General features: G+C 56.4%; 22 protein-coding genes. 12 read left to right on the top strand and 10 right to left on the bottom strand.

Features of this window, described 5'->3' with window-relative positions:
* Positions 1-96 precede the first annotated feature (96 nt).
* From AC2TAD_RS12545 to AC2TAD_RS12505, 9 genes are all read left to right on the top strand, one after another.
* The gene (locus AC2TAD_RS12545; protein WP_170755068.1) at positions 97-609 is read left to right on the top strand and encodes a TRAP transporter small permease; all 513 of its coding nucleotides are present in this window, start codon (positions 97-99) and stop codon (positions 607-609) included.
* Positions 610-620: 11 nt separating this feature from the next.
* Positions 621-1,949, top strand: a complete 1,329-nt coding sequence (locus AC2TAD_RS12540) for a TRAP transporter large permease (protein ID WP_170755070.1) — start codon at positions 621-623, stop codon at positions 1,947-1,949.
* Between the two features lie 12 nt (positions 1,950-1,961).
* Positions 1,962-3,269, top strand: a complete 1,308-nt coding sequence (hisD, locus tag AC2TAD_RS12535) for a histidinol dehydrogenase (RefSeq protein ID WP_480868028.1) — start codon at positions 1,962-1,964, stop codon at positions 3,267-3,269.
* A complete protein-coding gene (locus AC2TAD_RS12530; protein WP_480868271.1) occupies positions 3,262-4,023 on the top strand; it encodes an SDR family NAD(P)-dependent oxidoreductase in 762 nt (253 codons plus the stop codon). Before hisD ends, AC2TAD_RS12530 begins: the two co-directional genes overlap by 8 nt.
* Complete coding sequence (locus AC2TAD_RS12525; protein ID WP_480868026.1) at positions 4,020-5,000, top strand: alcohol dehydrogenase catalytic domain-containing protein; 981 nt, start codon at positions 4,020-4,022, stop codon at positions 4,998-5,000. Before AC2TAD_RS12530 ends, AC2TAD_RS12525 begins: the two co-directional genes overlap by 4 nt.
* Before the next feature lie 22 nt (positions 5,001-5,022).
* Positions 5,023-5,433 (top strand): universal stress protein, encoded by a 411-nt coding sequence (locus tag AC2TAD_RS12520; protein ID WP_480868024.1) that lies wholly within the window; start codon positions 5,023-5,025, stop codon positions 5,431-5,433.
* Between the two features lie 48 nt (positions 5,434-5,481).
* Complete coding sequence (gene comD / locus AC2TAD_RS12515) at positions 5,482-5,988, top strand: sulfopyruvate decarboxylase subunit alpha (protein ID WP_170356155.1); 507 nt, start codon at positions 5,482-5,484, stop codon at positions 5,986-5,988.
* Positions 5,985-6,539: a sulfopyruvate decarboxylase subunit beta gene (gene comE / locus AC2TAD_RS12510; protein WP_170356156.1), complete on the top strand. Its 555-nt coding sequence runs from the start codon at positions 5,985-5,987 to the stop codon at positions 6,537-6,539. The genes comD and comE overlap by 4 nt, the downstream gene beginning before the upstream one ends.
* 248 nt (positions 6,540-6,787) lie before the next feature.
* Entirely contained in the window at positions 6,788-7,345 is a 558-nt protein-coding gene (locus tag AC2TAD_RS12505; protein WP_480868022.1) for a TetR/AcrR family transcriptional regulator, read from the top strand.
* 15 nt (positions 7,346-7,360) lie between these two features.
* Here the strand turns inward: AC2TAD_RS12505 and AC2TAD_RS12500 are convergent, their stop codons facing one another.
* From AC2TAD_RS12500 to AC2TAD_RS12480, 5 genes are read right to left on the bottom strand one after another with little or no spacing between them, the layout of a single operon-like run.
* Positions 7,361-8,476, bottom strand: coding sequence for an ABC transporter permease (locus tag AC2TAD_RS12500; protein WP_480868021.1), 1,116 nt, complete (start codon positions 8,474-8,476; stop codon positions 7,361-7,363).
* Positions 8,476-9,663 (bottom strand): ABC transporter permease, encoded by a 1,188-nt coding sequence (locus AC2TAD_RS12495; protein ID WP_480868019.1) that lies wholly within the window; start codon positions 9,661-9,663, stop codon positions 8,476-8,478. The genes AC2TAD_RS12500 and AC2TAD_RS12495 overlap by 1 nt, the downstream gene beginning before the upstream one ends.
* 3 nt (positions 9,664-9,666) lie before the next feature.
* On the bottom strand, positions 9,667-10,644 hold the full coding sequence (locus AC2TAD_RS12490; RefSeq protein ID WP_480868017.1) for an HlyD family secretion protein: 978 nt from the start codon (positions 10,642-10,644) through the stop codon (positions 9,667-9,669).
* A 50-nt stretch (positions 10,645-10,694) separates the two neighbouring features.
* Entirely contained in the window at positions 10,695-13,814 is a 3,120-nt protein-coding gene (locus AC2TAD_RS12485) for an efflux RND transporter permease subunit (RefSeq protein WP_480868015.1), read from the bottom strand.
* A gap of 4 nt (positions 13,815-13,818) precedes the next feature.
* The gene (locus AC2TAD_RS12480) at positions 13,819-14,928 is read right to left on the bottom strand and encodes an efflux RND transporter periplasmic adaptor subunit (protein WP_480868013.1); all 1,110 of its coding nucleotides are present in this window, start codon (positions 14,926-14,928) and stop codon (positions 13,819-13,821) included.
* 535 nt (positions 14,929-15,463) lie between these two features.
* Here AC2TAD_RS12480 and AC2TAD_RS12475 point away from each other — a divergent pair.
* Both AC2TAD_RS12475 and AC2TAD_RS12470 read left to right on the top strand, forming a co-directional pair.
* Entirely contained in the window at positions 15,464-16,198 is a 735-nt protein-coding gene (locus tag AC2TAD_RS12475) for an MbnP family protein (protein WP_170756532.1), read from the top strand.
* 126 nt (positions 16,199-16,324) lie between these two features.
* Complete coding sequence (locus AC2TAD_RS12470) at positions 16,325-16,771, top strand: hypothetical protein (protein ID WP_480846777.1); 447 nt, start codon at positions 16,325-16,327, stop codon at positions 16,769-16,771.
* A 20-nt stretch (positions 16,772-16,791) separates the two neighbouring features.
* On the opposite strand, the gene AC2TAD_RS12465 is transcribed toward AC2TAD_RS12470, so the two are convergent.
* The 3 genes from AC2TAD_RS12465 to AC2TAD_RS12455 form a co-directional block, all read right to left on the bottom strand.
* Positions 16,792-17,328, bottom strand: coding sequence for an outer membrane protein (locus tag AC2TAD_RS12465; protein WP_480868011.1), 537 nt, complete (start codon positions 17,326-17,328; stop codon positions 16,792-16,794).
* Positions 17,329-17,582: 254 nt separating this feature from the next.
* The gene (locus AC2TAD_RS12460; RefSeq protein ID WP_170755092.1) at positions 17,583-18,827 is read right to left on the bottom strand and encodes a DUF3179 domain-containing (seleno)protein; all 1,245 of its coding nucleotides are present in this window, start codon (positions 18,825-18,827) and stop codon (positions 17,583-17,585) included.
* A 32-nt stretch (positions 18,828-18,859) separates the two neighbouring features.
* The gene (locus tag AC2TAD_RS12455; RefSeq protein WP_170755094.1) at positions 18,860-20,527 is read right to left on the bottom strand and encodes a sulfatase-like hydrolase/transferase; all 1,668 of its coding nucleotides are present in this window, start codon (positions 20,525-20,527) and stop codon (positions 18,860-18,862) included.
* Between the two features lie 301 nt (positions 20,528-20,828).
* Here AC2TAD_RS12455 and AC2TAD_RS12450 point away from each other — a divergent pair, with 301 nt between their 5' ends.
* Entirely contained in the window at positions 20,829-21,023 is a 195-nt protein-coding gene (locus AC2TAD_RS12450) for a hypothetical protein (RefSeq protein ID WP_170356168.1), read from the top strand.
* Between the two features lie 121 nt (positions 21,024-21,144).
* Here AC2TAD_RS12450 and AC2TAD_RS12445 read toward each other — a convergent pair whose 3' ends face one another.
* The gene (locus AC2TAD_RS12445) at positions 21,145-22,278 is read right to left on the bottom strand and encodes an ABC transporter ATP-binding protein (protein WP_480868009.1); all 1,134 of its coding nucleotides are present in this window, start codon (positions 22,276-22,278) and stop codon (positions 21,145-21,147) included.
* A complete protein-coding gene (locus AC2TAD_RS12440; RefSeq protein WP_480868008.1) occupies positions 22,275-23,285 on the bottom strand; it encodes an ABC transporter ATP-binding protein in 1,011 nt (336 codons plus the stop codon). Before AC2TAD_RS12440 ends, AC2TAD_RS12445 begins: the two co-directional genes overlap by 4 nt.
* Positions 23,286-23,386 lie beyond the last annotated feature (101 nt).

Below are 23,386 nucleotides of genomic sequence, written 5' to 3'. Positions count from 1 at the left end.
GCAGCGAGTGAGCCCGCGATCTTTCAAAGCAGCCGGACCTGAAGCAGGCCCGCCAAAGAAGGCTATGGCCCGGTTGCTCTTTTGCCGAGGGAACAGATGACCCTACTTCAAAACATAGACCGCAACGCCGAGCGCTGGCTGCTGCTGGTGTTCTACGTGATGCTGGTCATCACCATGGCCATCGAGGTTCTTCGGCGTGAGATTTTCGCTTTCTCGTCTATCTGGGGCGAAGAGATCGTCCGCTATTCTTTCATCTACCTTGCGTGGATCGGTGCGGCAGCAGCCGTAAAGGAACGCGCCCATATCCGCATCGACGTGATCATGCACTACCTCGGGCCGCGACCCAAGGCGCTGCTGTATATCTTTGGTGATCTGGTGATGTTCGGCGTGGCGGTCATCGCGCTCTACTGGTCGTACGAGGCGGTGCATGTTTCGGCCAAGTTCGGTTCGGTGACGGACGGGCTGCGGGTATCGAAGGTGTGGTTCCTGATGGCCGTGCCCACCGGTTTTGCGCTGATGATCTGGCGTCTGATCCAGTCACTGATGCGCGACCTGAAATGCCTGAGGGACGGCACGCCCGTCTTCGAAGGCGACAAGCTGTTTGACTGAGGGGACACGCGATGCTCTGGGGTTCTCTCAATCAAACTGTTGAACTTGGGTGGGATTTCTACCTGCCTGTGATCTTATTCGTTGGTCTGATTGCCTTGGCTGTGCCCGTCTGGGCGGCCATCGGCACCGCCGCCATCGTGATGCTGGTCATGTCCGGCGACCTGCCGTTGAGTCTTGTGGGCGAAAGCCTGTTCACTGGCATCGACGCCTTTGCCCTGACCGCCGTACCTCTGTTCATCCTGACCGGGGACGTGCTGGTGCGCACGGGGTTGTCGCGAAAGTTTCTGGACGTGGCCGAGGCGTTGACTTGTTTCGCCAAGGGTGGCTTTGGCTCGGCCACCGTTCTGGTCTGCGGCATGTTCGCGGCGATCTCGGGCTCGGACGCGGCGGGCGCTGCTGCGGTGGGCCGAATGACGATCAACCGGCTGGTCGAAAGCGGCTATCCTCGCCCCTATGCCTGTGCGCTGGTCGCGGCAGGGGCCTGTACCGGCATCCTGATTCCGCCCTCGATCGCCTATATCATCATCGGTCTTGTGCTGGGTATTTCGGCCTCGACCCTGTTTCTGGCCGCCCTCATCCCCGGATTGGCCATTCTTGTCTCGATCCTTGTAACCAACATCATCATGAACCGCATCTACGCCTATGAGGGCGGCGGCATGATGACCATGGGCGAATGGCTGACCAATCTGGGCAAGGCGCTGAAATCCGGCTGGTACGCGTTCATTGTGCCGGGGATCATCTTCTACGGCATCTTCTCGGGCCGCCTGACGCCCACCGAGGCCGGTGCGACCGCTGTCGTCGTCACCATCATCATGGGCTTCATCCTGCGGACGCTGACGTTGGCTGATTTCCCGTCGATGCTGGTCAGTTCCGCCAAGGTGAACGGGGTGATCCTGCCGATCATCGCCTTCTCGGCCCCGCTGGCCGAGGCACTGGCGATCATGGGCGTACCGCAGGGGTTCGTGACGGCCGTGACCTCGCTGACCGATGATCCGTATCTGCTGATCCTGCTGATGATCGGTATCCTCATCGCGGCAGGCTGTGTGATGGAGACGACGCCAAATATCGTGATCCTCGCCCCGATCCTGAAACCGCTGGCGGACAATATCGGCATGAACGAGATTCAGTTCTGCATCATGATGATCACCGCATTGGGTGTGGGCTTTATCACCCCGCCGTTGGGTCTGAACCTGTTCGTTGTTTCCGGGATAACCGGAGAATCAATTCTAAAAATTGCGGCGCGCGCCGTGCCCTTTGTTCTGACCATGCTGATCGTGGTAATCCTGATCGCCTATGTACCGGCGGTTTCGACCACCTTGCTTCCTGAAATCTACCAATAGGACCTGCTGACCATGCCCCGTGACTATTTGAAAAAGGCGACATTGACGGCGCAATCTCATGCGTCCGAAGTGCACGACACGGTCAAGACAATCCTGGCCGATATCGAGGCGGGTGGTGATGCCAAGGCGCTGGAATACGCCGCCAAGTTCGACAAGTTTGACGGCAATGTGCTGATGACGCAGGCCGAGATTGATGCGGCCATCGCGTTGGTGCCCGAAAAGCTGAAGGCTGATATCCGCTTTGCTCATGACAATGTGCGCCGCTTTGCAGAGGCTCAGAAAGCGACCGTATCAGATGTCGAGGTCGAGATTGTGCCGGGCGTCATCGCCGGGCAAAAAGCGATCCCGGTGGACGCGGCGGGGTGTTATGTGCCGGGCGGGCGGTATAGCCATATCGCCAGCGCGATCATGACCGTGACCACGGCCAAAGTGGCGGGTTGTCGTCATATCACAGCCTGTTCGCCGCCGCGCCCCGGTGAAGGAGTGGCGCCAGCCATTGTCTATGCCGCGCATATCTGTGGGGCAGACAGCATTCTGGCCATGGGCGGTGTGCAAGGCGTGGCGGCGATGACCTATGGCCTGTTCGGCCTGCCGCGCGCGAATATCCTTGTGGGCCCGGGCAATCAGTTCGTAGCCGAGGCCAAGCGCATCCTCTATGGCAAGGTCGGCATCGACATGATCGCCGGTCCCACAGACAGTCTGATCCTTGCCGACAGCAGCGCTGACGCGCATGTGGTCGCGACCGATTTGGTCAGTCAGGCCGAGCACGGATACAATTCACCCGTCTGGCTGGTGACGGATGATCGACCATTGGCCGAGAAAGTGATGCAACTGGTTCCTTCACTGATCGAAGACCTTCCGGAACTGAACCGCGAAAACGCCTCGGCCGCGTGGCGCGACTATGCCGAGGTGATCCTGTGCGCCGATCGCGAAGAAATGGCCGCCTGTTCTGACTCCTATGCGCCTGAACACCTGACTGTGCAGGCCGAGGATTTGGATTGGTGGCTGGACCGGCTGACCTGCTATGGGTCTCTGTTTCTGGGCGAAGAGACGACAGTGTCTTATGGCGACAAGGCTACTGGCACCAATCACGTCCTGCCGACGTCCGGCGCGGCCAGTTATACTGGGGGGTTGAGTGTCCACAAATACATGAAGATCGTCACGTGGCAACGCGCAACGCGCGAGGGATCGAAGCCCATCGCCATTGCGACCGCTCGCATTTCCCGGCTGGAAGGGATGGAGGGCCACGCCCGCGCGGCTGATGTGCGGTTGGCGAAGTATTTCCCCGATGAGCAATTCGACCTGTCCGCAGATGGATGACCCGCGCGCGTTGTTTGACCTGACCGGGCGGGTGGCTTGCGTCACCGGGGCAAGCTCGGGCCTGGGCCGACGGGCGGCGCAGGCTCTGGCCGCCGCTGGGGCACGGGTAGTGGGCGTCGCGCGCCGGGCAGAGGCGTTGGCAGGACTGAAAGCCGAACTTGGCGACAAGGGCGCGACAGTGACAGCTGATGTGGCCGACCGTGCGGGGCTTGGAAGGCTGGTTGAACAGATCAGCTTGGCATTCGGCGCGCCTGACATCGTCATCCATGCTGCCGGGATCAACACCCGCGAGGTGGCGGATGAAGTCACGCCTGATGGTTGGGACGCGACGCTGGCGCTGAACCTGAGCGCGCCTTTTTTCCTAAGCCAGGCATTGGTGCCCGCAATGAAGGCGAAAGGTTGGGGGCGCATTGTCAACTTTGCTTCACTGCAGACCACGCGGGCCTTTCCAGGGGGGATTGCGTATGGGGCGTCAAAGGCCGGGATCGGGCAGCTGACCCGTGCCATGGCAGAGGCATGGGCGCCACATGGCATCACCGCCAATGCCATCGGACCGGGGTTCTTTCCGACCGAGCTGACTCAGGCCGTGTTCGACGACCCTGACCGCGCCGCGCGCAACGCCGCGCAGACCTGTATCGGACGTAATGGGCGGGTGGAGGATATCGACGGGCCGATCTTGTTCTTGTGCTCAGAGGCGTCCAGCTACGTCACCGGGCAGGTGCTGATGGTCGATGGGGGGTTTACTGCGAAATGAAAGCTCTGGTTTATGAGGGGGTTGAACACCTGGAATTCCGGGATGTTCCGGACACAGTTCCCGGACCAGAGGAACAGCTGATCCGTGTCGAAGCCGTGGGTATTTGCGGATCGGACATGCATGCCTATCTGGGACATGATGCCAGACGTCCCGCGCCATTGATCCTGGGGCATGAGGCGGCAGGCGTGATCGTTAGTGGACCACGCGACGGGGCGCGGGTGACGGTCAACCCCCTGGTCACGTGCGGCAATTGCACGGTCTGCGAAGCGGGGCGGGAAAACCTGTGTCAAAACCGCCAGATCATTTCAATGCCGCCACGAGAGGGCGCATTTGCCCAATTTATCTCAATGCCCGAACGCAATTTGGTCGATGTGCCAGATGATATTCCTTTGTCGCGCGCGGCTTTGGCCGAGCCGTTGGCGGTCAGTTGGCATGCCGTGCGGCTGGGGTTGGAAGCCTTGCACTCAGCGATGGAGCGTCGCGCTCTTGTTGTGGGCGGGGGGGCGATCGGACTGGCCGCAGCTTTGGCCCTGCAGGCGATGGGCGTGCAGGATGTCGTCATAGTTGAACCGAACGCGCTGCGACGGGTATATTTGCTGAATTTGCGGGCATTCGACGTAGTCTCTGAAACGTCAGAAACCTTTCCTCTGGTGATCGATGCAGTGGGGTTTGCGGCGACGCGCGCTACTGCGTCGGCGTTGACGCAACCTGGTGGGATCATGGTTCATGTCGGACTTGGCGAGGGTGCCGGAGGTTTGGATATTCGCCGCATGACCTTGCAGGAGATCACATTTATCGGCACCTATACCTATACGGCTGAAGACTTTCGCCAAACGGCTGCAGCTATTTTCAATGGACGGCTGGGTGCTTTGGACTGGGTTGAGGAGCGGCCGATGTCAGAGGGGGGGCGGGCGTTTCGGGATCTGCGTCGGGGAATGGTCGCCGCGCCGAAAATCATCCTCGCACCGGAGCACTGACCGCGCCAGAAAGAGAGGTAATATGTATCGCAAAATTCTTGTACCCATGGCTTTGGACCACGGCATATCGCCACATACGCTGGAAGTCGCGCGGGCCTTGTCAGCGGAAGGCGCCGAGATAGTCGCGCTACACGTCTATGAAATGCCGCAGGGATCGGTCAGCGCATATCTCGACAAAGATATGGTCGCCGAAGGGTTTCGCTCCGCCCGTAATTTGTTGCGTGACAAGGTTTCGGGGCTGGACGGGGTCAAGCCCGAGATCATCAAAGGGCATACGGCCCGAACCATCATCGATTTCGCCAAGGATAACGACGTTGATTGCATCGTCATCGGGTCGCACAAGCCGGGCCTAAGTGACTATTTTTTGGGATCGACCGCGTCTCGGGTCGTTCGTCATGCTGCCTGCGCGGTCCACGTGCACCGCAGGCCATAACACTTCGAACTGCGCCTTGTGCGCCAAAACAGGACTGACTGACAGGATATGAACATAGACAAGAAGATCACGGACGATCTGGTGGCCAACGATATCTCGTTCGTCACTACCGTTCCTTGCAAACAGCTGGCCGGCGTTATTGCCGAGATCGACGAACGCGAGGGTATTTATCACATCCCTTCGAACAAAGAGGACGAAGGAATGGGCCTGTGCGCGGGTGCCTGGATGGGTGGCAAACGCCCCGCGATTATCATGCAGAACACGGCGATCGGAGTGACGATCAATACGCTGGCCACGCTGATCCAGTATTACAGAATGCCATTGCCCATGCTGATTTCGTACCGGGGTGAGCTGCGCGAACCGATCGCCTGTCAAGTCGAAATGGCCGTTCACACAAAGGCACTGCTGGCGCAGCTGAATATCCCGACCTATCACTTTCATCACAAGTCGGACGTAGAAGAGCTGGACGCGATCCTGAAATACACGTTCATGTGCAACAAGCCGGTCGCCATCCTGACCGACGCCAATTTTTGGGGAGGCTATGGCGACCAATGATCCGTTCTGAAATCCTGAAAGAAATCGCCCCGATTCTGCGCGATCAGCTCGTTGTCTGTAACATCGGTATCCCCAGTCAGGAACTGCATGCCATCGATGACCAGCCCTCTAATTTCTACATGTTGGGGACGATGGGGTTGGCGTCGTCCATAGGTCTTGGCCTTGCGCTGTCACAACCCAAACCGGTCATCGTGATTGACGGGGATGGGTCGGTTCTGACCAATCTGGGTACGCTGCCAACAATCGCAAACAACGTGGCCGACAACTATATTCTGCTGATCGTTGATAACGGATCATATGGTTCTACCGGCGACCAGCCTACTTACGCAGGACAGAAAACCTCTCTGGCGAAAATGGCAGAAGCGGCCGGTTGCGACAGGGTGATCGAGTGTCAGGCCGAAGACACCGGTCGGGTTGTGCAAGAGGCGTTGGAGGCGCGAAAGATGACCATCATCGTTGCCAAATGCCAAAGCGGAAACGCTAAAATGCCGCCGATTACCATGGATCCAGTCGTCATCCGGGACCGTTTCATGAAGGCAGTGCAAGCCTGACTTTGCGGTTTTGATATGTGACCTTGCACGCGCTCCGCCCCGGCCAATGGGGTGGCGCTTTTGCGTCGGTTGTGGCTAAAATTTCGCGACGTTTTGTGATCACGGTCAGTTGACATTAAGTATCAATACTGTAAACATGATGCAAAACATGGGGTATGTCCTCCTGGCAGGAACGGGTTGGACAAGCGACATCCGGCGATGGGAAAACAGTGCCGGATGTGGTTTGCAAAACCTCAGAAAGGTGAAAAATGGTAACGGCTTACACAATCTCTGGCGTCAATCCTCGCGATGTCATGACGGCCTTTGCCCAATACGGTTTCCGCAAAACTTCGATGGAAGATATCGCCCGGGCGGTCGGGTTGTCGCGGCAGTCGATTTACAAGAAGTTCGGTTCAAAAGACGCGTGCTATTCGTGGTCATTGGTCACGTATATGCAGGCGTTGTACCAAAACGTCTTTGGAATTCTGGATGAGGCAAATGGCGACCCTATCGACGTTCTGGCCACGGTTTTAACCTCGGTGGTCGGAGACTCGGTCGAGCTGGCCAAAACACGACATGGGTCAGAGCTTTTGGAAGATGCCCTGAAGCTGTCGGCAGACCAGCCGGAAAACTGGCCCAAGGTCTACGTCGAAAACCTTGCCCGGTTCATGTCAGAAAATGGTTTGGCGGCGACGCCGGACAGGGCGCTCGATTTGGCGCATTTGCTGGTCACATCGACCCGAGGAGCCTTGGTTGTTTCGACTTCTCGTGACGAGTTTTCAGACGACATCCACCGCATTCTGCGGACTGTGTTCTTGGACACGTAAGCAGCGCGCCGAGGCTCAGCTGCTGTTCGGAAATCGCCAATTGTGCAGCGCGTACGCTATGGCTGCATAGCCAACAGCAAGCGCAAGCTGCAGCTTCACGATTGGTATGATCATTGAAAGCGACGCGCCCATTTGGTCGACGCGGATGATGGCGGACATAGCCGAAGTTGAGGGCACTGCCATCGCCAGCCAGCGAATTGGATCTGGCACACTTTCGATCGGCCATGAGACGCCGGTTATGAAGAACAGCGGCAATCCCTGCACGACAAGAAAGAAGATCATTCCTTCCCGGGTAGGGATCACCTGAACAAGCGCAAAACCCATTGCGGTCACGGCCATTAGAAACGGCACCGCAATGGCAAACAGCGTTATAGGGTGGCCGACCTGCGGCAGCCCATAAATCACTGGCAGCAGCAACTGTGTCACCGCGACCCAGAATGTATACAGAAGAATGTAGGCGGTGGGTGTTGCCACCCTCGCTATGCCCGGTCTAGCCGGTTTGCCTGCGTGCATTATTCCTATTCCGATCAGCAGCGTTTGCTGGATTATCAGTATAAACGCGGCTGGAACTGCGAAACTGGCATATCCTCCGTTCGGGTTGAACTGAGGAACCGAAGTAATCACCACCGGCGAAACAAGAGCTGCAGCCGTGCCTGCGTCAACGCCCAGAGCGGTCAGACGGCTTACACGGATTTCGGCCCCAAGACTGTTCGCAGCAGATGACACAGCCGAGGAAATCGCTCCATAAAGAAGGAAATAACTGCCGTCTCCGAAGGCTGCGATTGGGGATTGGCGCCCGTGCAAAAGATCTTGTTCGAAATCAGGCGGTATGATCAGGACACCATAGACCTTTCGCGCGTTGAACATCTCTTGCGCGGCTGGCAGTCCGTCGGTGTGCGCGACCACTGCGACCTGATCCGAATTGTCGACACGTCGGCGCAGTTCTCGACTGGCGGTTGATCCGTTCTGGTCAATTACGACGATAGGGACATCCCGAACCACTTCGCCTGTATAGGGTTGGGGGTAGAGAAACGCATAGATCAGGATCGAAACGACCATCGTCATGCGCGCACCCTTGTCGGCAAACAGCCTGAAGATCGAGTCTAAAACAGCGTCGAGAAAGCGTCTCATTATGCAATGCTCGCCTGTTTAGCTGGCACTTGCGCCGAGCGGGCCACCAAAAACACCAGAACTGAACCGTAAAGCAGTATCTGCCCCAGCAACCAGCCAAAGGCAGGCAGAGATACTTCAATCGGCGCGCCGCGCAGTACCTGATCCGTGCGAAGTTGCAGATAGGCGGTCAGCGGCAGCAATCCACCCCAAATCCATGCAAAAGTGTTCATTGTAATGCGCGGAAAACTGATGCCGGCAAAGCCGAAGGCTGGGCCGGTCAGCACGCCGGTCAAGCCTAGCGCGCCCACGGTTTCTCCGGCGATCATCGCGAGCATCCCGCCCAGACACAGGCAAGCTAAAACAAAGCTGGCCGAGTAAGCCCCATGCAGCCAAATGTTTCCGTTGAACGGAGCATCAAATGCCCCAAAAATGATCACGTCCGCAAAAATAAGGGTCAGCAAATAGGCTAACCCGTAAGGGGCCAGTTTTCCCGCGATACCCGTGATCGACGAACCGCCAATCCGGGTCAGCCTTGCCATGCCATTGGGGTGCTGTACGTCGCTGCCGATGGTCAGTGCAGCGCTGGCTGTTATGAAGATTTGCAATACAGTGGGCATAAGGGCGGCAAGCAGGAACTGGACATAGTCCAGAGCCGGATTGAACAGAGGACTGCGCTGAACCGGGATCGGTACGACCGCTTCAACCGCGGCCTCGGGGACAGCCCCGTTTGCGACCAGAGCCTGGGTTGCAACACTTGCCGAAAAGGTCCCCATTGCCTGCCTGCTAGCCCTTGAAACGATGCCTCCGACGGTCAGGAATTGGTTGTTATAGAAGGTAACAAGCTCGGGCCGGTTGCCTTGCAGCAAGTCGCGCCCCATTGACTGGGGTATGAAAATAACGGCGTACACCGCGCCCGAGACGAGAGCGTCCTGCGCCTCGGCCAGAGACGTCGCGCGGACAGTGACCGCAAGGTCCGCAGTGGCGTCGATCATGCGAACAGCCTGGCGCGACAGGGTTGTCCCATCCTGATCGACAACGGCTACGGGCAGGTTCGAAGGAAGCCCGGGCGCGAAGACCGCAGAAAGCAACAGCATCAGGATCAAAGGAAATGGCCCCAGCATAAATGCTAGGCGAGGTTGATGGGCAATCCGGCGCAGCTCTCGACGAAAGGTGCGCCGAAAACCGGCTGGTAGCGGACGTGACATGGCCTAGCGTGCCGCCCAATCCACCAAAGCGCTCATACCCGGCCGCAGGGCCGCATCGCGCGTGACCGGCTCGGCCCTGATCGAGAATGTGCGCAGGTCGAAATCACCCGTGGCTTTCGTGGCGCGCCAATTGGCATAGCTGCCTTCGGCATTGATGGCAGTAACGCGAGCAGGGATCACCAGATCACCCAGGGCCGGTACGCGCACATTCAATTCCTGCCCAATTTCCAGCCCGTTCAGCAGGTCTTCGCGCAGGTTGAACGTGAACCAGGCGTTCTCAATATCCACTATGGATAACAAAATAGCCCCGGCCGAGAAAAGCTCGCCAGGTTCTGCAAGCCGGGCGGTGACTTGACCGCTGATAGGTGCTGCAATTTGCAGCTCTTCAAGATCAGTTTGCGTGCGTAGCAAAGCGGCCTTGGCTTCTTGGACCTGAGCCTGAGCGACGGCTTTTTGTTCTATGCTGTTGCCGTTTTCGGCGAGTTCGAGATTGGCCTGCGCCGCGTCGACCCCACGTTGCGCGGCCGCCAAAGTGTTTGAGGCCTCGTCAAGCCTTTGCAGCGAAGCAAACGAGGTTTCGCTGAGTTTTTTGATCCGGTCATAAGTCTTTTGCGCCAACACCTGATCGGCTTTGGCGCGCGCAAGCTCGGCCCGGCGCGCGTCGATGACTTCGGGTCGGGTTGCGAAAACCAGATCACGATTGGCAATCGCCACGTCGACAGCGGCTTGTGCCGTCTTCAGACCCGCTTGCAATTGCGGGCTGCCCAAGGACACGACCACATCGCCTATCTGTACGGTATCCCCGAAATCGACATTCACAGCGGCGACACGGCCGCCGATTTTTGCGGCCAGGTCAATGCGGGTCGCCTCGACTTCGCCCTGAACCACCAGCGGTTTTGGCACTGTTGCGATCCAGGCCAGGGCGCCACCCGCGACCATTGCACTTGCAATGATCGCAGCGAACAACTTGGGTTTCGACATGGCTCGCTCCGTTTCAGTTGATAGCCAGAGTTGCGCTTCAGCTCGTGCACTTAGGTGTCTTTGGTTTCTGGAGAACGGATGCCGTGGAAAAGGGCGTAGTAGACCGGAACCATCAGCATAGTTACAACTGTTCCCACGGTCAGACCGGCAGCGATTGTGGTCGCCATGGCCACCCAAAAGATGTCCTGCAGCAGTGGCAATACACCAAGGATTGTCGTGGCTGCCCCAAGGAATACGGGATTCAGACGCGAGACTGTTGCCTCGACCAGCGCATCATAAGGCTTCATACCTTCTTCCAGATTGACGCTGACCTGATCCAGCAACACGACCGCGTTCTTGATCATCAAGCCGACAAGGCTCATCGCGCCTAACAGGGCCATAAACGAGAAGGGTTGATTGAACAGCAGCAGGCCACCAGTGATCCCAATCATCGCAAAGGGAACGACCGTAAAGACAACCAGCGCCGGACGGAAAGCGTTGAACAGCGCAACCACCAGGAAGACCATGATCACCAGCGCTGGGCCGGACCCGGGTTTCAGCGAATCCTGGGCATCTGCTGTGCTGAAAGTCTCACCTCTCCATTCCATCCGATATCCGGGAGGCAGTTCGATTGCATCGATGTCAGCGCGGACCTCATCAACCAAAGAGGGTAGGGTAACGCCGTCCGAGCTGGCCTGAACCGTAACCGCGCGCTGGCGTTGCCAACGGACGATAGTCGGATCCTCCAATTCGATCTCGACCCCTTGCGTTACAGAAGACAATGGCAGCGACTTGGTCGAGAAGGCCGGCTGGATCTGGATTTGCTCAAAGTCACGCCCGACGGTCTGCCGTTCGTCTTCGGTCCGACGTAAGATGATGGGCAGCAGATCCTCATTCTCACGATAGAGACCAACCGGCAGCCCGTCATAGGCAAAGCGCGCGGCGCTGGCTATGTCGTTGCGGGACGTACCCGTCCAGATGCCGGTTGTCTGATCATACTCCGGAACCAGTTTGGCGACGCGGTTTCGCATATCGCTTCGAATGTCCTTGGCATGGGGGGAAGCGCGTAAGACATCCATCGTTTGTTCAGCCAGGTTGCGCAGTACTTGCGGGTCTGCATTGGCCGGGCCGCTAAAGCGAACCTCGAACGGCCATGTATTACCAGGCCCAGCCGTGTACTTGCGCACCCGCGTCATCGCCTCGGGGATTGCGCCTTCGATCCATGCGTCCAGTTCTGCGACAAGGTCGTTCACGACCTCAAGGCTTTCAGTATTGACCACAAGTTGTGCGTAGCTGGCATAAGGAAGCTCGGGGTCGACCGGCAGATAGAACCGGGGGCCGCCTGCGCCCATGAAGGTCGATACGCCTTTCACACGCGGATCGCCATTCAGTTTATCCTCGACTCTACGTGCCAATTCCGAGGTCTGGTCGATCGTACTGCCTTCCTCGGCCCAGACATCGACCATGAATTGCTGCCGTGTGGCGTCGGTAAAGAACAGGCGGTCGACATAGCTGAAGCCGTAGATCGCGCCGCCCAGCAAGGCCAGAAACACCATCGCGGTGATGCCACGATGACGCAGGCAACGCCCCAACACGGCACGGAACCCCGAGGTAAAGGCGCTTTCGGTATGCGTCGTCTCGGCCTTGGGGGTGGGCAACATGTCAATGCACATCAGCGGCGTAATCGTCATGGCAATGATCCAGCTGATCAGCAGCGAGACGGCTACAACAACAAACAAAGATCCCGCGTATTCCCCGGCGGCTGCCGACGAGGCGTAGATAGGAAAAAAGGCCATCACTGCCACAATCGTGGCCCCCAGCAAAGCCATGCTGGGCTGGCCCGCGGCTTCGATCGCGGCTTCGATCTTGCCCATGCCCTTTTTCATGCGTGCGGCCATTCCATCGGCTACGACAATGGCGTTGTCCACCATCATCCCCAGCGCGATCACTAACGCACCCAAAGAGACCCGCTGCAGGTCGATCTTGAGAACGACCATTACCATGAACGTGGCCAAAATGGTCAGAAGCAGTGCACTGCCTATGATCAGGCCCATGCGCCATCCCATGAATACAGCAACGACTATCAAGACGACCAATACGGCCTCGAGAAGGTTGACCATGAACGAGTTGATCGACTCGGTCACCAGATCGCTTTGCCAGGCAACTCGGTGCATTTCGATGCCGACGGGGAGGCGGGACGAGATTTCTTCGAGCGCCGCATCGAGGTTGCGCCCGGTATCCACGATATTTCCTCCGGATACGTTTGCAATCGACAAGCCGATTGCAGGCTGTCCGTCATAGCGCATCTGGGTCAGGGCAGGTTCCAGATATCCTTGCCGGATGTCCACGATATCTTGAAGTCGGATCACATCGGAGTCGCGTGACACAGGTAGTTGGACAGGTATGTCGGCCCCCTCTGCCACATCCAAAACCCGGTCTGTCAGGCCGGGGCGTAGTTGCAGGTTGCCGATATCCTCAGGTGATTGAAATTCCCCTGTCGACGCGATCCGCAGCCTGCGATCTCCGATTGTGAGCGCGCCGGAGTCGACCACCTGGTTCTGCAAGTTCAGGGTTAACAGAAAGTCCTGCGCAGACACGCCAAGATCCAGCAGTCGCTGCTCGGAGGCATCCAGATAGATCACCTTGGGCTGCAGGCCCCAGGTCTCGACACGGGATACGCCTTGGACCAGACTCAGTTCCTTGCGGATGGCTTTTACGTGTTCCTCAAGCTCTGCATAGGTGAATCCATCTCCGGTCACGGCCAGAACGAACCCGTAGACAAAACTAAAGTCGTCGATAACGTTCGGTGCACCAGCGCCGGGCGGTAGGCTGCTTTGCAAATCGCCTACTTTGTTACGCACTTTGTCCCAGACCTGGGGTAGGCGGTCGGCCCAATATTCCTGCTGAATTTCGACTTTTACGATGGACAGACTTGCATGAGAATACGAGGTTAGGAAACGCAGTTCCGGCAGTTCTTGAATGGCAGTTTCAATCTTGTCAGTAACTTCCAGTTCGACCTCGGTCGGGCTGGCGCCGGGATATTGGGTTACGACCAGCGCCGTTTTAACCGTAAACTCAGGGTCTTCCAGCTGACCCAGCCGAAAATAGCTGAGCGTCCCGATCACGAGGATCAGCACCAGCGCAAAATAGGTGACCGTGCGGTTCTTGACCGCGACCGAAGCGAGCGACATCAACTTATTCTCCGCCTGTGGTCAGAGTGACTTTCTGACCGTCCTTCAGAGTGTTCGCGCCGGCAGTCGCGATCCGCATACCAGCCTCAAGGCCGCTGACCAAAAATCCCCGGTCGTTGAATGCGTTAACGGTTACGGGTGTGGCGGATACGGTCAGGTCTTCGGGGTCGATGACCCAGACAAATGTTTCGTTCGGCGATTTCTGATTGGGTGAAAACACGGCGCTTGAAGGGACGTGAATGCCCTGATCGCTCCAGCTATCCGGCAGATGTACCTTGGCTGTGGCGCGACCAGCCATTCCGGGTTGAATAACGCCACCCTCTGGCTGTTCCATGATGATCGTCACCGGATAGGTCCGGGTCGCTGAAGACGCTTCGTTCCCGACATGTGCGACTTGAGCAGGTATCTTCAGGCCAGGCAGGCTTGAGAATTCAACTTCGATACCTTCGACAAAGGGCTCGAGGTTGATGAAGTTTTCAGGGACTGCAACCTCCATTTCGATGCGCGAGGTGTCGAGCACCCGAACAATGGGTTGGCCAGCGATGGTGTTTTGGAATTGTTCCACATAAGTTGCGGATATCGCGCCGTCAAAAGGGGCGACCAGTGTCGTATAGCCAAGATTCAGCCGTGCTTCATCCAATTGGCCTTGGGTGGCTTCGATATTGGCTTCGGTCGCCCTGACGAGAGCGATCTGATCGTCAACGCGTGCCTGGGCAATGTGATTGTTTTTCACCAGCTGCTCGCGCCGCTCCAACTCGATCTTCGCATTTGTCAGATTGGCTTTCAGCGCGTCGCGCTGTCCTTCCAATGCGCGCACACGCGCTGCGTAAGGGTCTGAGTCCAAAGTGGCCAAAACATCACCAGCCTCGACCTGCGATCCCACATCGACGGGACGTGCAAGAACCTTTCCGGGAACTTCGAAAGCGATGTTGACCTCGCGTACAGCTTTGGCCCGACCCGGATAGCTAGCTAACCGAACCGCATCCACATCCGCAACGACCGTTGACAGAACTGGTCTGACTTGGATCTTTGTTGTCTGTTCTTCTTTGCATCCTGCGACAACGATCATCGCTGTCAGGGTGAACATGGTAACTGGGAGCTTTGCTGTCAGCATCTTTGGTGGCCTTTTCGAACTGAAGCCCAATGGAAATCACACGAGGCGATATTTACAATTTTAGTATATTTTGTCAACTTTAAGTTTGCTGTCTTTGAAAATGTGACCCAACGGCACACATTTGGCGTTTCCCTGCCAGTATTGATGATAGTTGAGTGAAATTTCATTAAACTCTTCTTGAAGCGGGGATGTCTTTGCCTCAGGTGAAGCCGCCGACTGCGGATCAGCTCTCCAAGCGTGACAAGTCACAAGGCTTACCATCGGCATTGAAAACTAAGGTGACGTAAGGTAAAGCGCGTATTACACTAGGGTTTTTTGCGAGCATGTCACACCGGGGAAATGAAATGCGATCCAAATACACAGACCAGCTCGGTTGTTTCGGCGGCGGTTTGGTCGGCGCATGCCATCGCATCTCGGGGGTTCGCACAATCCGTACGAAACTGCGAATGAGCCTCCGGTCAGTAAATCTGTACTGTGTGAACAGAAGCGGTGACGATTGCAGAAGCTTCCGATTTACTTTGGAGGCTATTTAATAATGCAGCGACCCCAGATCATGACGGGACTTGCCGGGCTGTTGGTCCTGATCATAGGCGTCTGGGCAATCCTGGCCTCGCGGGATGTCCGGGACAAAACGGTGACGTTGACCTTTCAGGCGCAAATGGGTGGTGAGCCTTTGGTCTACGACCAGTTCATCTACGACAACCCCGGCGGGGAAGGGGTGTTTGAAATTCACGACTTCAAGTTCTTCATCAGTAACCTGAGCCTGTCGCAGGGCGGCGAAACGTATGTCGTGCCTGACAGTTACCATTTGTTGCGTTTCGACAACGACTCGTTGTCGCACTCGATCACTTTGACAGATGTGCCACTGCGCGACGTTGAGTATCTGCGTTTTCTGGTGGGATTGGATGCGCAAGCCAATACGTCGCCGGAAATGCGGGATAAGCTTGACCCCGAAGGCCAGATGGCTTGGAGTCGAGAAGACGGCTACAAGTTTGTAGTTTTCGAAGGTGCGCTTCGGATTGGCGAAACTGTGTCGCTATTGACCTATCATGTAGGCTTTTCGGAAAATACGAGAGAGATTTCTGTGTCTTTGCCTGCGCAGCACGACACAGGCGGCAAGACTGAAATTGCACTGACCGTAGATCTGTCCAAAATGTTTGCCGGGTCGTACGAAGTCGACATGGGGGAATTGCCTTCGGTCGATTTCGATCGCGATGGCGCAAGGATGTTGGCGGACAACTACGCGTCAATGGTCTCGTTCGGGTTTTGACGGACGTCCCGGCCGAAATTCGGTTCGCATTCGCCCACAAAGTCAAATTTCCGCCCTTTTTTCGTCAGACCAACCGCAAATTCAACACCCAGAAAGGTTCTTGGCATTGGGCAGAGGGTCTTTGTGGTGAAGCGGATCTTTACACATTTCGAGCAGCAAAAGCGCAGGCTTTACTCTATCGCTTTTCTCGCCTTCTCTGCTGGTTACGTTCTATATTCGCATATTGACGTGATGCGGTATGGAATGCCGTTGCCGGTGTTGACCGGGTTGATCTATATGTGCGCTATTGTTTGCGCCACTGTGGTGACCACTTACTTTCTTCCGGGCTTAACCAAAGTGACCGACGCCGTTGCAGTGACGCGGCTTGGCTTTGCGCTTTGGATCGCCGCCACGCAAAGTCATGAACTGGCGGCATCGCCTGTACTTGGCGCGACCATCGTGGTCGGCGGTGCGATTGTGTTGTTGCAGGTTTCGACATGGGCAAAGGCAGTGTCACAAGTACTGTCAACCGATATGCCGGGCCCGCTTTGGACATCCCCAACGCCGCAACCTGTCGCTGTGCGCAGCGCCTGATTATCTAAACGGTTCGTATTTCAGAATCGGTAGGTTGCTCCAATCAGGGGGCCGGACTGATCGAATTTGAATTCATTCCCATCTATGTCGTGCTCAAACGAAATGTAGCGATAACCGCCGCGGATCATCCATCGGTCGTTTATCTCATAATCTGCGGTCAGCAGTACCTGCCATGTTTCACTGCCGCTTCTGAACCCACCGTAGTCAAAAAATGCTGTTCCCGACCATCGGTCAGCTAAGTCGAACCGAGCCCTGATCCCGATAACAGGATCCGTCCAGCTTTCGTTAACATTCGCAGAGCGACCGGGGGCCGCACCCGGTAGAACCGTCAGATCGGTTTCCGTCTTGAACCAACGAAACCCGGCAGCAAGATCCACGGTGGACTTTTCTGTGCTCAAAACCCGGTACCCCAAAAAGCCGCTTAGAAACTGCGTCGTCAACGACGTCTCCAGCCCTGAGATGTTGGGAGTCGGGGCGCTGTTGCTGAACGACAAGTCCGTATAGTTGTAATCCCCCAATATGGACCATTGGCCGTTGGTCGCCGCGAATGTACCCATAAAGGCCAAATCAAGGTTCTCCAGCGCGTCCGAAAACGAGAGTGTCCCTTCTAAAGTACCAATTGCCGTTTCAGTCGATACGTTTGTTTCTGGCGTAAACAGGTAGATCGTCGCCTGTTATGACCAATCCGACTGTTGCGCCAGCGCAGAGATCGGAGCGCAGGCGGCAAACATCAAGCCTGCGGTTGCGTCCCTTAAACTTTTAATCCGGCTCATTTGTCTCCTCCTGTCGTTCAAACACTAGTCGATGTGCTTTAAGCTGCGGTGCTGGTATCCTGCTTCTGTCCTAGGCTGACGCGGTTGATATCAGTGCTTGGAAAGAACTCGGCCCAGACATGCCAAAAGACACCTGCGCGCAGCGTCTCGACACGTCGTAGCCTGCCCTGATCCGACATGCCCCAGAAATCGCACCGGGTTACAGGTACGCCACTGTCGTTGTACCAAATCCCCAGGCTTTCATACTTGGGGTCCAAGCTCACGACCACATCGCGCCCGCCGACATTCGCATTCACGATCCAGTTGTTGTCGATCACAAAGTCATCGGTCCAGCAGGCGGCGTCCTTACCGATCGTAATTCCCCAGACATAGGTTTTATTTGGCAAACGCTCGTCCGTGCGGTCCATGTTGTCCATAACGGGCGCGTCCTCTTGGTGTTGGCGTCCGATTCCCCATCCGAAAGTGATCTCTGTGACCATGTCCAGCAGCCGAAGCATGGGATTGGGCGAGGGTTTGTTCAGAAAAACCTCTCCGGCCGGGAATGCCTTTTGAAAGCCGCGAAAGGTCATTCTGTAGGTTGGCCAGGGCGTCATCTGTGCCTCGGGGCGCACAGGGCAGGCTGGGCCTTCGGCGTATTTGTCGTGATCGGCTTCGCGAAACCCATAGATATGCTGGATTGGCTCACCAGATTCGTTATCCCGCAGGATCAGGTTGTTGCCGTGCTGGGCCAAGACCTCGAGGTTCAGCCGTTTGCCTTCGATCCTTGGGATGTAACCCTGCCCAAGGTTGGCCATCGCGCAATAGGTCATCACGATATCCTCGCCCCCTAGACCGTCTGTATTCCCAGCAAGATGCGGCCGCATGATCTGTGCGTCCGGGTGCGCGCGGGCAAAGCCGTTATTTTCGATCACGATGACAGGAGCGGTTGGACCGACATATTTGCGGGCTTCGTCAATCGGGAAATAGGCGGCGTCGTTTAGTTGGTTCCTTAGTCCCAAATGCACCCACACATAGGGAAAGCCATAAAGGAAAACCGTCAGCAATGCTGCAATCACCCACAGCCAGAACGGTCCGCTGCCCGTAATGAAATGCGCCAGAGTGGCGACCACGAAACCGCCAAGGCCAACTGCGATCAACTGATATTCATGTCGGATAAACCGTATCATGTTCTTGCGTTTTACGGTCAACACCATCTGGGATACGTCGCCCAGATCGCGAAAATAGACAAAGCCGATACCCAACGAAATGACTAAGCCAAGCGCAAATAGAATGCTTCCGACCATCTGCTTCTCCTGAATTGAAACCAGTTACCGAGTTATTGCTGAGGTGACGCGCGTTTGATCAAGAACGCGTCGACGGCTTTCTGAGTTTCGGGGCGAATGTTCTCGATCCCCTCATACGGCGCGCCATACGCGGGTGGGGTGTCGGGGAACTTTTCCTTGCGGGCCATGTGACGCCCCAAAATCCGCGCGAATTCCTGCCCGCCCCAGGCACCCACCTCGGTCGAAACCGAATATTCTTCACGTGTGTCGCGGTAGAGATCGAAAAACTTTGCCAGAATCGCGCTTTCACCCGGGCCAGGGAGTTTTAGTTTTAGCTGATCTTTTACTACCGCCTCAGGTTTGTTGACCGAATAGATAATGACGTGGTCGCGGCGCGCCTTGGTTTCATCAGCAAACAGCAAAGCAGCAGACTGATCGACCCCGTCCACCAGCCGATCCCGAGGGATGTACTGATCAGCCCCTGCGAAACGCGATAGTGTCGTATAGAGGTCTGAAACATGGATTATGCTGTTCAGCAGACCATCAGCTTCGATCATGCCTGGCCAGCGGATAAAGGCATCGACGCGGACACCGCCTTCGGTCGTATCGCCTTTCCCTCCTGCGTAGATCAGCGGCGTGAATCCGGATTGCGGCGCGTATTTGGTGAAATGACCGTTGTCGCCCATGACGACTACGACAGTGTTTTCGGACACGCCCAGGTCATCCATTCGCGTGAACAGCTCGCCCAGCCACTGGTCCAGCAACTGCATCTTGTCAACGTAGAGGCCACCGTTCACACTTTCGGGGCCTGATCGTCCGGCGCGGGTATTGTCCAGCGGTATCATTGGCCAATACTGCAGAAAAAACGGCTCGTCGCCTTCAGCGAGGCGCTCGAGTTCTTCCAGAGTCTTGTCCTGAAATGCCTGGTTCATTTCATCATATTTTTCTGCGTTCCACCTTTCGCCGGGCTGCATTCGGATCTCGCGGATCGGCCCGCCGGCTTCGCCCTCGATCACGGTCATCATCGCGGCGGCATCAGGGCGGAACCAACCGTCCAGAGTGTACTTGTCATCAAAGTCCCGGATCGCGACCGAGACCTGTTCTTTTATCGCGTCGTCATTGAAGATTGTAAGCTGGCCCTGTTGATGGATCGCGTGTTGGGCGTAGTCGAACCCCTGGTTCATAGCCCAGCTTTCAGCGATATCGCCCATGTGCCATTTCCCAACATGGCTAGTAGCGTATCCCGCTTGCTTCAGAACTTCGGCGAGCGTGACTTCACCATCAGGCAGCCCGAACCCGGCAATGTCGACGGTTGTGTCGCCCATACCCATTCGCACTGGCAAGCGTCCTGTCATTTGCGCCACGCGGGTTGGGGTGCATGATGGCTCGGTATACATCCGGACCATCCTTAGGGCCTGATCCGAAAAATCGTTGATATTCGGCGTTTCATAACCACGAACTGCGTTCAACTCGGGGATTCCCATGTCACCAAACCCCATGTCGTCGATCAATACGCTGACGATATTCGGGGGTCTACCACCGTTCTGGTCCTGAAAGGCTGCCAATGCCGCATCGACCACAGAGTCGTCCTGCGCCCATTGATCGGCGTGTTGGGCGTGAAGAATATAGTATTCAGCATCGTGTTGAATCGCTTCGTTTTGCGCAGAGGCGAATGAAGCGCTCAAACTTGCTGTCAGAACAAGAAGGCAGGACAATCTCATTAGTTTCCCCTTGTTTTTAAATGAATCTCCGGGTGAGAAAGGCAATCGTATATCACATTGAAACATCAGAATGTGACGCAGGCAAGAGAAATGCCTTAGACGGAACGGCCCTCAGACACTGGGGATCTGAGATCGGTAAGGTGGCTGTTCGTTCGGAAATTGTGAACAACGACCATAAGGCGTCGGAATTATCTTCGGCCAAGCGCCAAAAAAAGGGTGATTTTGGCATAAAATGCCCAGTTAATATTGGGTTAAAGTTGCACGGGTAATTTGTATTCGTGGTTAAAGTAACGAGTAGAATATGTTTAAATCTATGATGAGAGAGCCGTTCCCGGCACACTGGAAAACTGCCATCGCCACGCGTCTGGGGAACGGCTCTTCTAAGCAGAACAGAGAAATGCTTGAACTGGCTCTGCCAGCCGCCGCATGCGTATGCCTGCTGCTGTACTGGCTGAAAAGCGCCTCCGTCGAAAGCTATGTTTCGGTCCTGATGTAAAGCGGGTTGCTACAACCTCGGTATTGCTTCGAGTCCTCGGTATCAGACCGCAGCAGTGGTTATAAATTCTGATACATGTCGGCAGCGCTTTGAGTAAGCTGAAGAGCACCTCATACGAGCTCTAAACTGCACCCTTAGGGCCGGACCCTGACGCTTTCTGGTGCCTTTCAAAATTGAAGTCTTCCGCAAAATGACAGGCTACAAAATGGTCTGTATCCAGTTCTCGCCACGCCGGAACTTCGGTTTTGCAGCGATCTTTTGCAAAGGGGCATCGGGTGTGAAACCGGCACCCTGAGGGCGCAGCCAGCGGGTTCGGGATTTCCCCCTTTAAACGGATCGGGTCATAATCTGCGTCGGGGTCCGCTGTGGGAATCGCGCTAAGCAGCGCGTGTGTGTAGGGATGTTTTGGCGCAAAAAACAGGTTTTCAGTCGGGGCATATTCCACGAATTTCCCGACATACAATACCGCCACGCGGTGCGACATCTGTGCGACGACACTCAGATCATGGGCGATAAACAGGAACGAGACACCCATCTCACCCTGTAGATCTTTTAGCAGATTCACGATTTCTGCCTGAATCGAGACATCAAGGGCCGAGACGCTTTCGTCGCAAACGACAGACTTTGGTTTGGACACCAAAGCCCGTGCGATACAGATTCGTTGCCGTTGCCCGCCGGAAAAAGCATGAGGAAAACGGCGCAAGTGTTCGAGGTTCAATTTGCATCGCGCGGCTATTTCACGAACGCGGGCGTCGATCTTGGCTCGGTCTTTGAACTTGCCTGACGCCACCAACGGTTCGGCAATTATATCGCGGACTGTCATTCGTGGGTTTAAAGACGAGTAGGGATCCTGAAACACGAGGCTCATTTCAGGCCGAAAGGCGCGCAGAAGGTCGCCAGCAAGGTTGTGGACGTTGATCCCTCCTTCTCGGAAGGCCATGTTCATTTTCGACCTTACCTTGCGCAGCTCAGTCTTGGATGCGTGGGCCAGATCGATGTCACCCTTGTTTTTGCGGTGAAAAATCACCTCGCCATCCGTCGGATCAATCGCGCGCAGGATCGCGCGGCCAACGGTTGTTTTACCCGATCCGGACTCTCCGACCAGTCCGACAGTCTCGCCACGTTTGATATCGAAACTGACACCGTCAACCGCACGCAGCATCTGCACTTCGTTTCTGAACAGCTTGCGCGTTTTGATCGGGAAATGGACCAAAAGGTCTTTCACCTCGATCAGAGTATCGTGTTTCGGCGTCATGCGGCGTTCCGATCTTTGTCGCTGTGCAACCAGCAGCGTACTGCGCGGCCGGGAATGGTTGAGACCTCGGTCGGCGCTGTCACGTCGCAGGTCCCCGCGATCGCTTGGGCGCATCGGGTATGAAATGGACAGCCCGTTGGGCGCGCGGTCGGGCTGGGGATATCTCCCGGCACCGGTTTCAGGCGGTCGTGCAGGTGTTCGACGCGGGGGATCGCGTCCAACAAACCCTGGGTATAGGGATGCTGCGGATTTCTGATCACGTCCCGGGCGGGGCCGCGCTCGACGATAGTTCCCAGATACATCACGGCAACGTCGTCGGCGATCTGGGCGATCACGCCAAGGTCATGGGTGATGAAAATCATGCCCATGCCAAGATCGCGTTGCAGATCGCGCATCAGGTCCAACACCTGAGCCTGAATAGTCACGTCCAGCGCCGTAGTCGGTTCATCTGCGATCAACAGGGCAGGGCCGGCAGACAGGGTCAGTGCGATCATGGCGCGCTGTCGCATCCCGCCAGACAATTCGTGCGGGTACTGGTCAACCCGTGCAGAGGCATTCGATACGCCGACTTTGTTCAGCATCTCGATTGCATATTCTCGCGCGGCGCGCTTTTTCAGCCCGCGATGCAGCATGATGGCTTCCATCATCTGATTGCCGATCGTGTAAACAGGCGAGAAACTGGCCATTGGTTCCTGAAAAATCATCCCGATCTCGCCGCCCCGAATGCGGCATAGTTCCTTGCTGCCGGTTTTCAAGCGGCCAAGTGCGATCTCTTTCCCGGCCTTGTCTGTGTAAGTCATCCGGGTTTCACCGCTCAACGAGGCGTTGTCGGGCAAAAGCTGCATCAGGGCCTTGGTCGAAATCGACTTGCCCGAACCGGACTCCCCCACCAAGCCCAGCGTTCTGCCCGCCTCTACCCTAAAGGTGACGTCGTGCACCGGGGTGATGACACCTTCGCTGGTGCGAAACGAAATCGACAGGTTTTCTACAGTCAGCATTTTCGGCATTTCAGTGCGCCTCCGAGTACGGATCGGCGGCATCGCGCAGCCCGTCGCCAATCACGGTAAAGGCCAGTACGGCAACAACGACAAAGATCGCGGGGATGAAC

The organism is Ruegeria sp. HKCCD7628 (genome assembly GCF_057221005.1).
The sequence above is the reverse complement of the archived record's forward strand: the minus strand, read 5'-3'. Positions and strand labels throughout refer to the sequence as shown.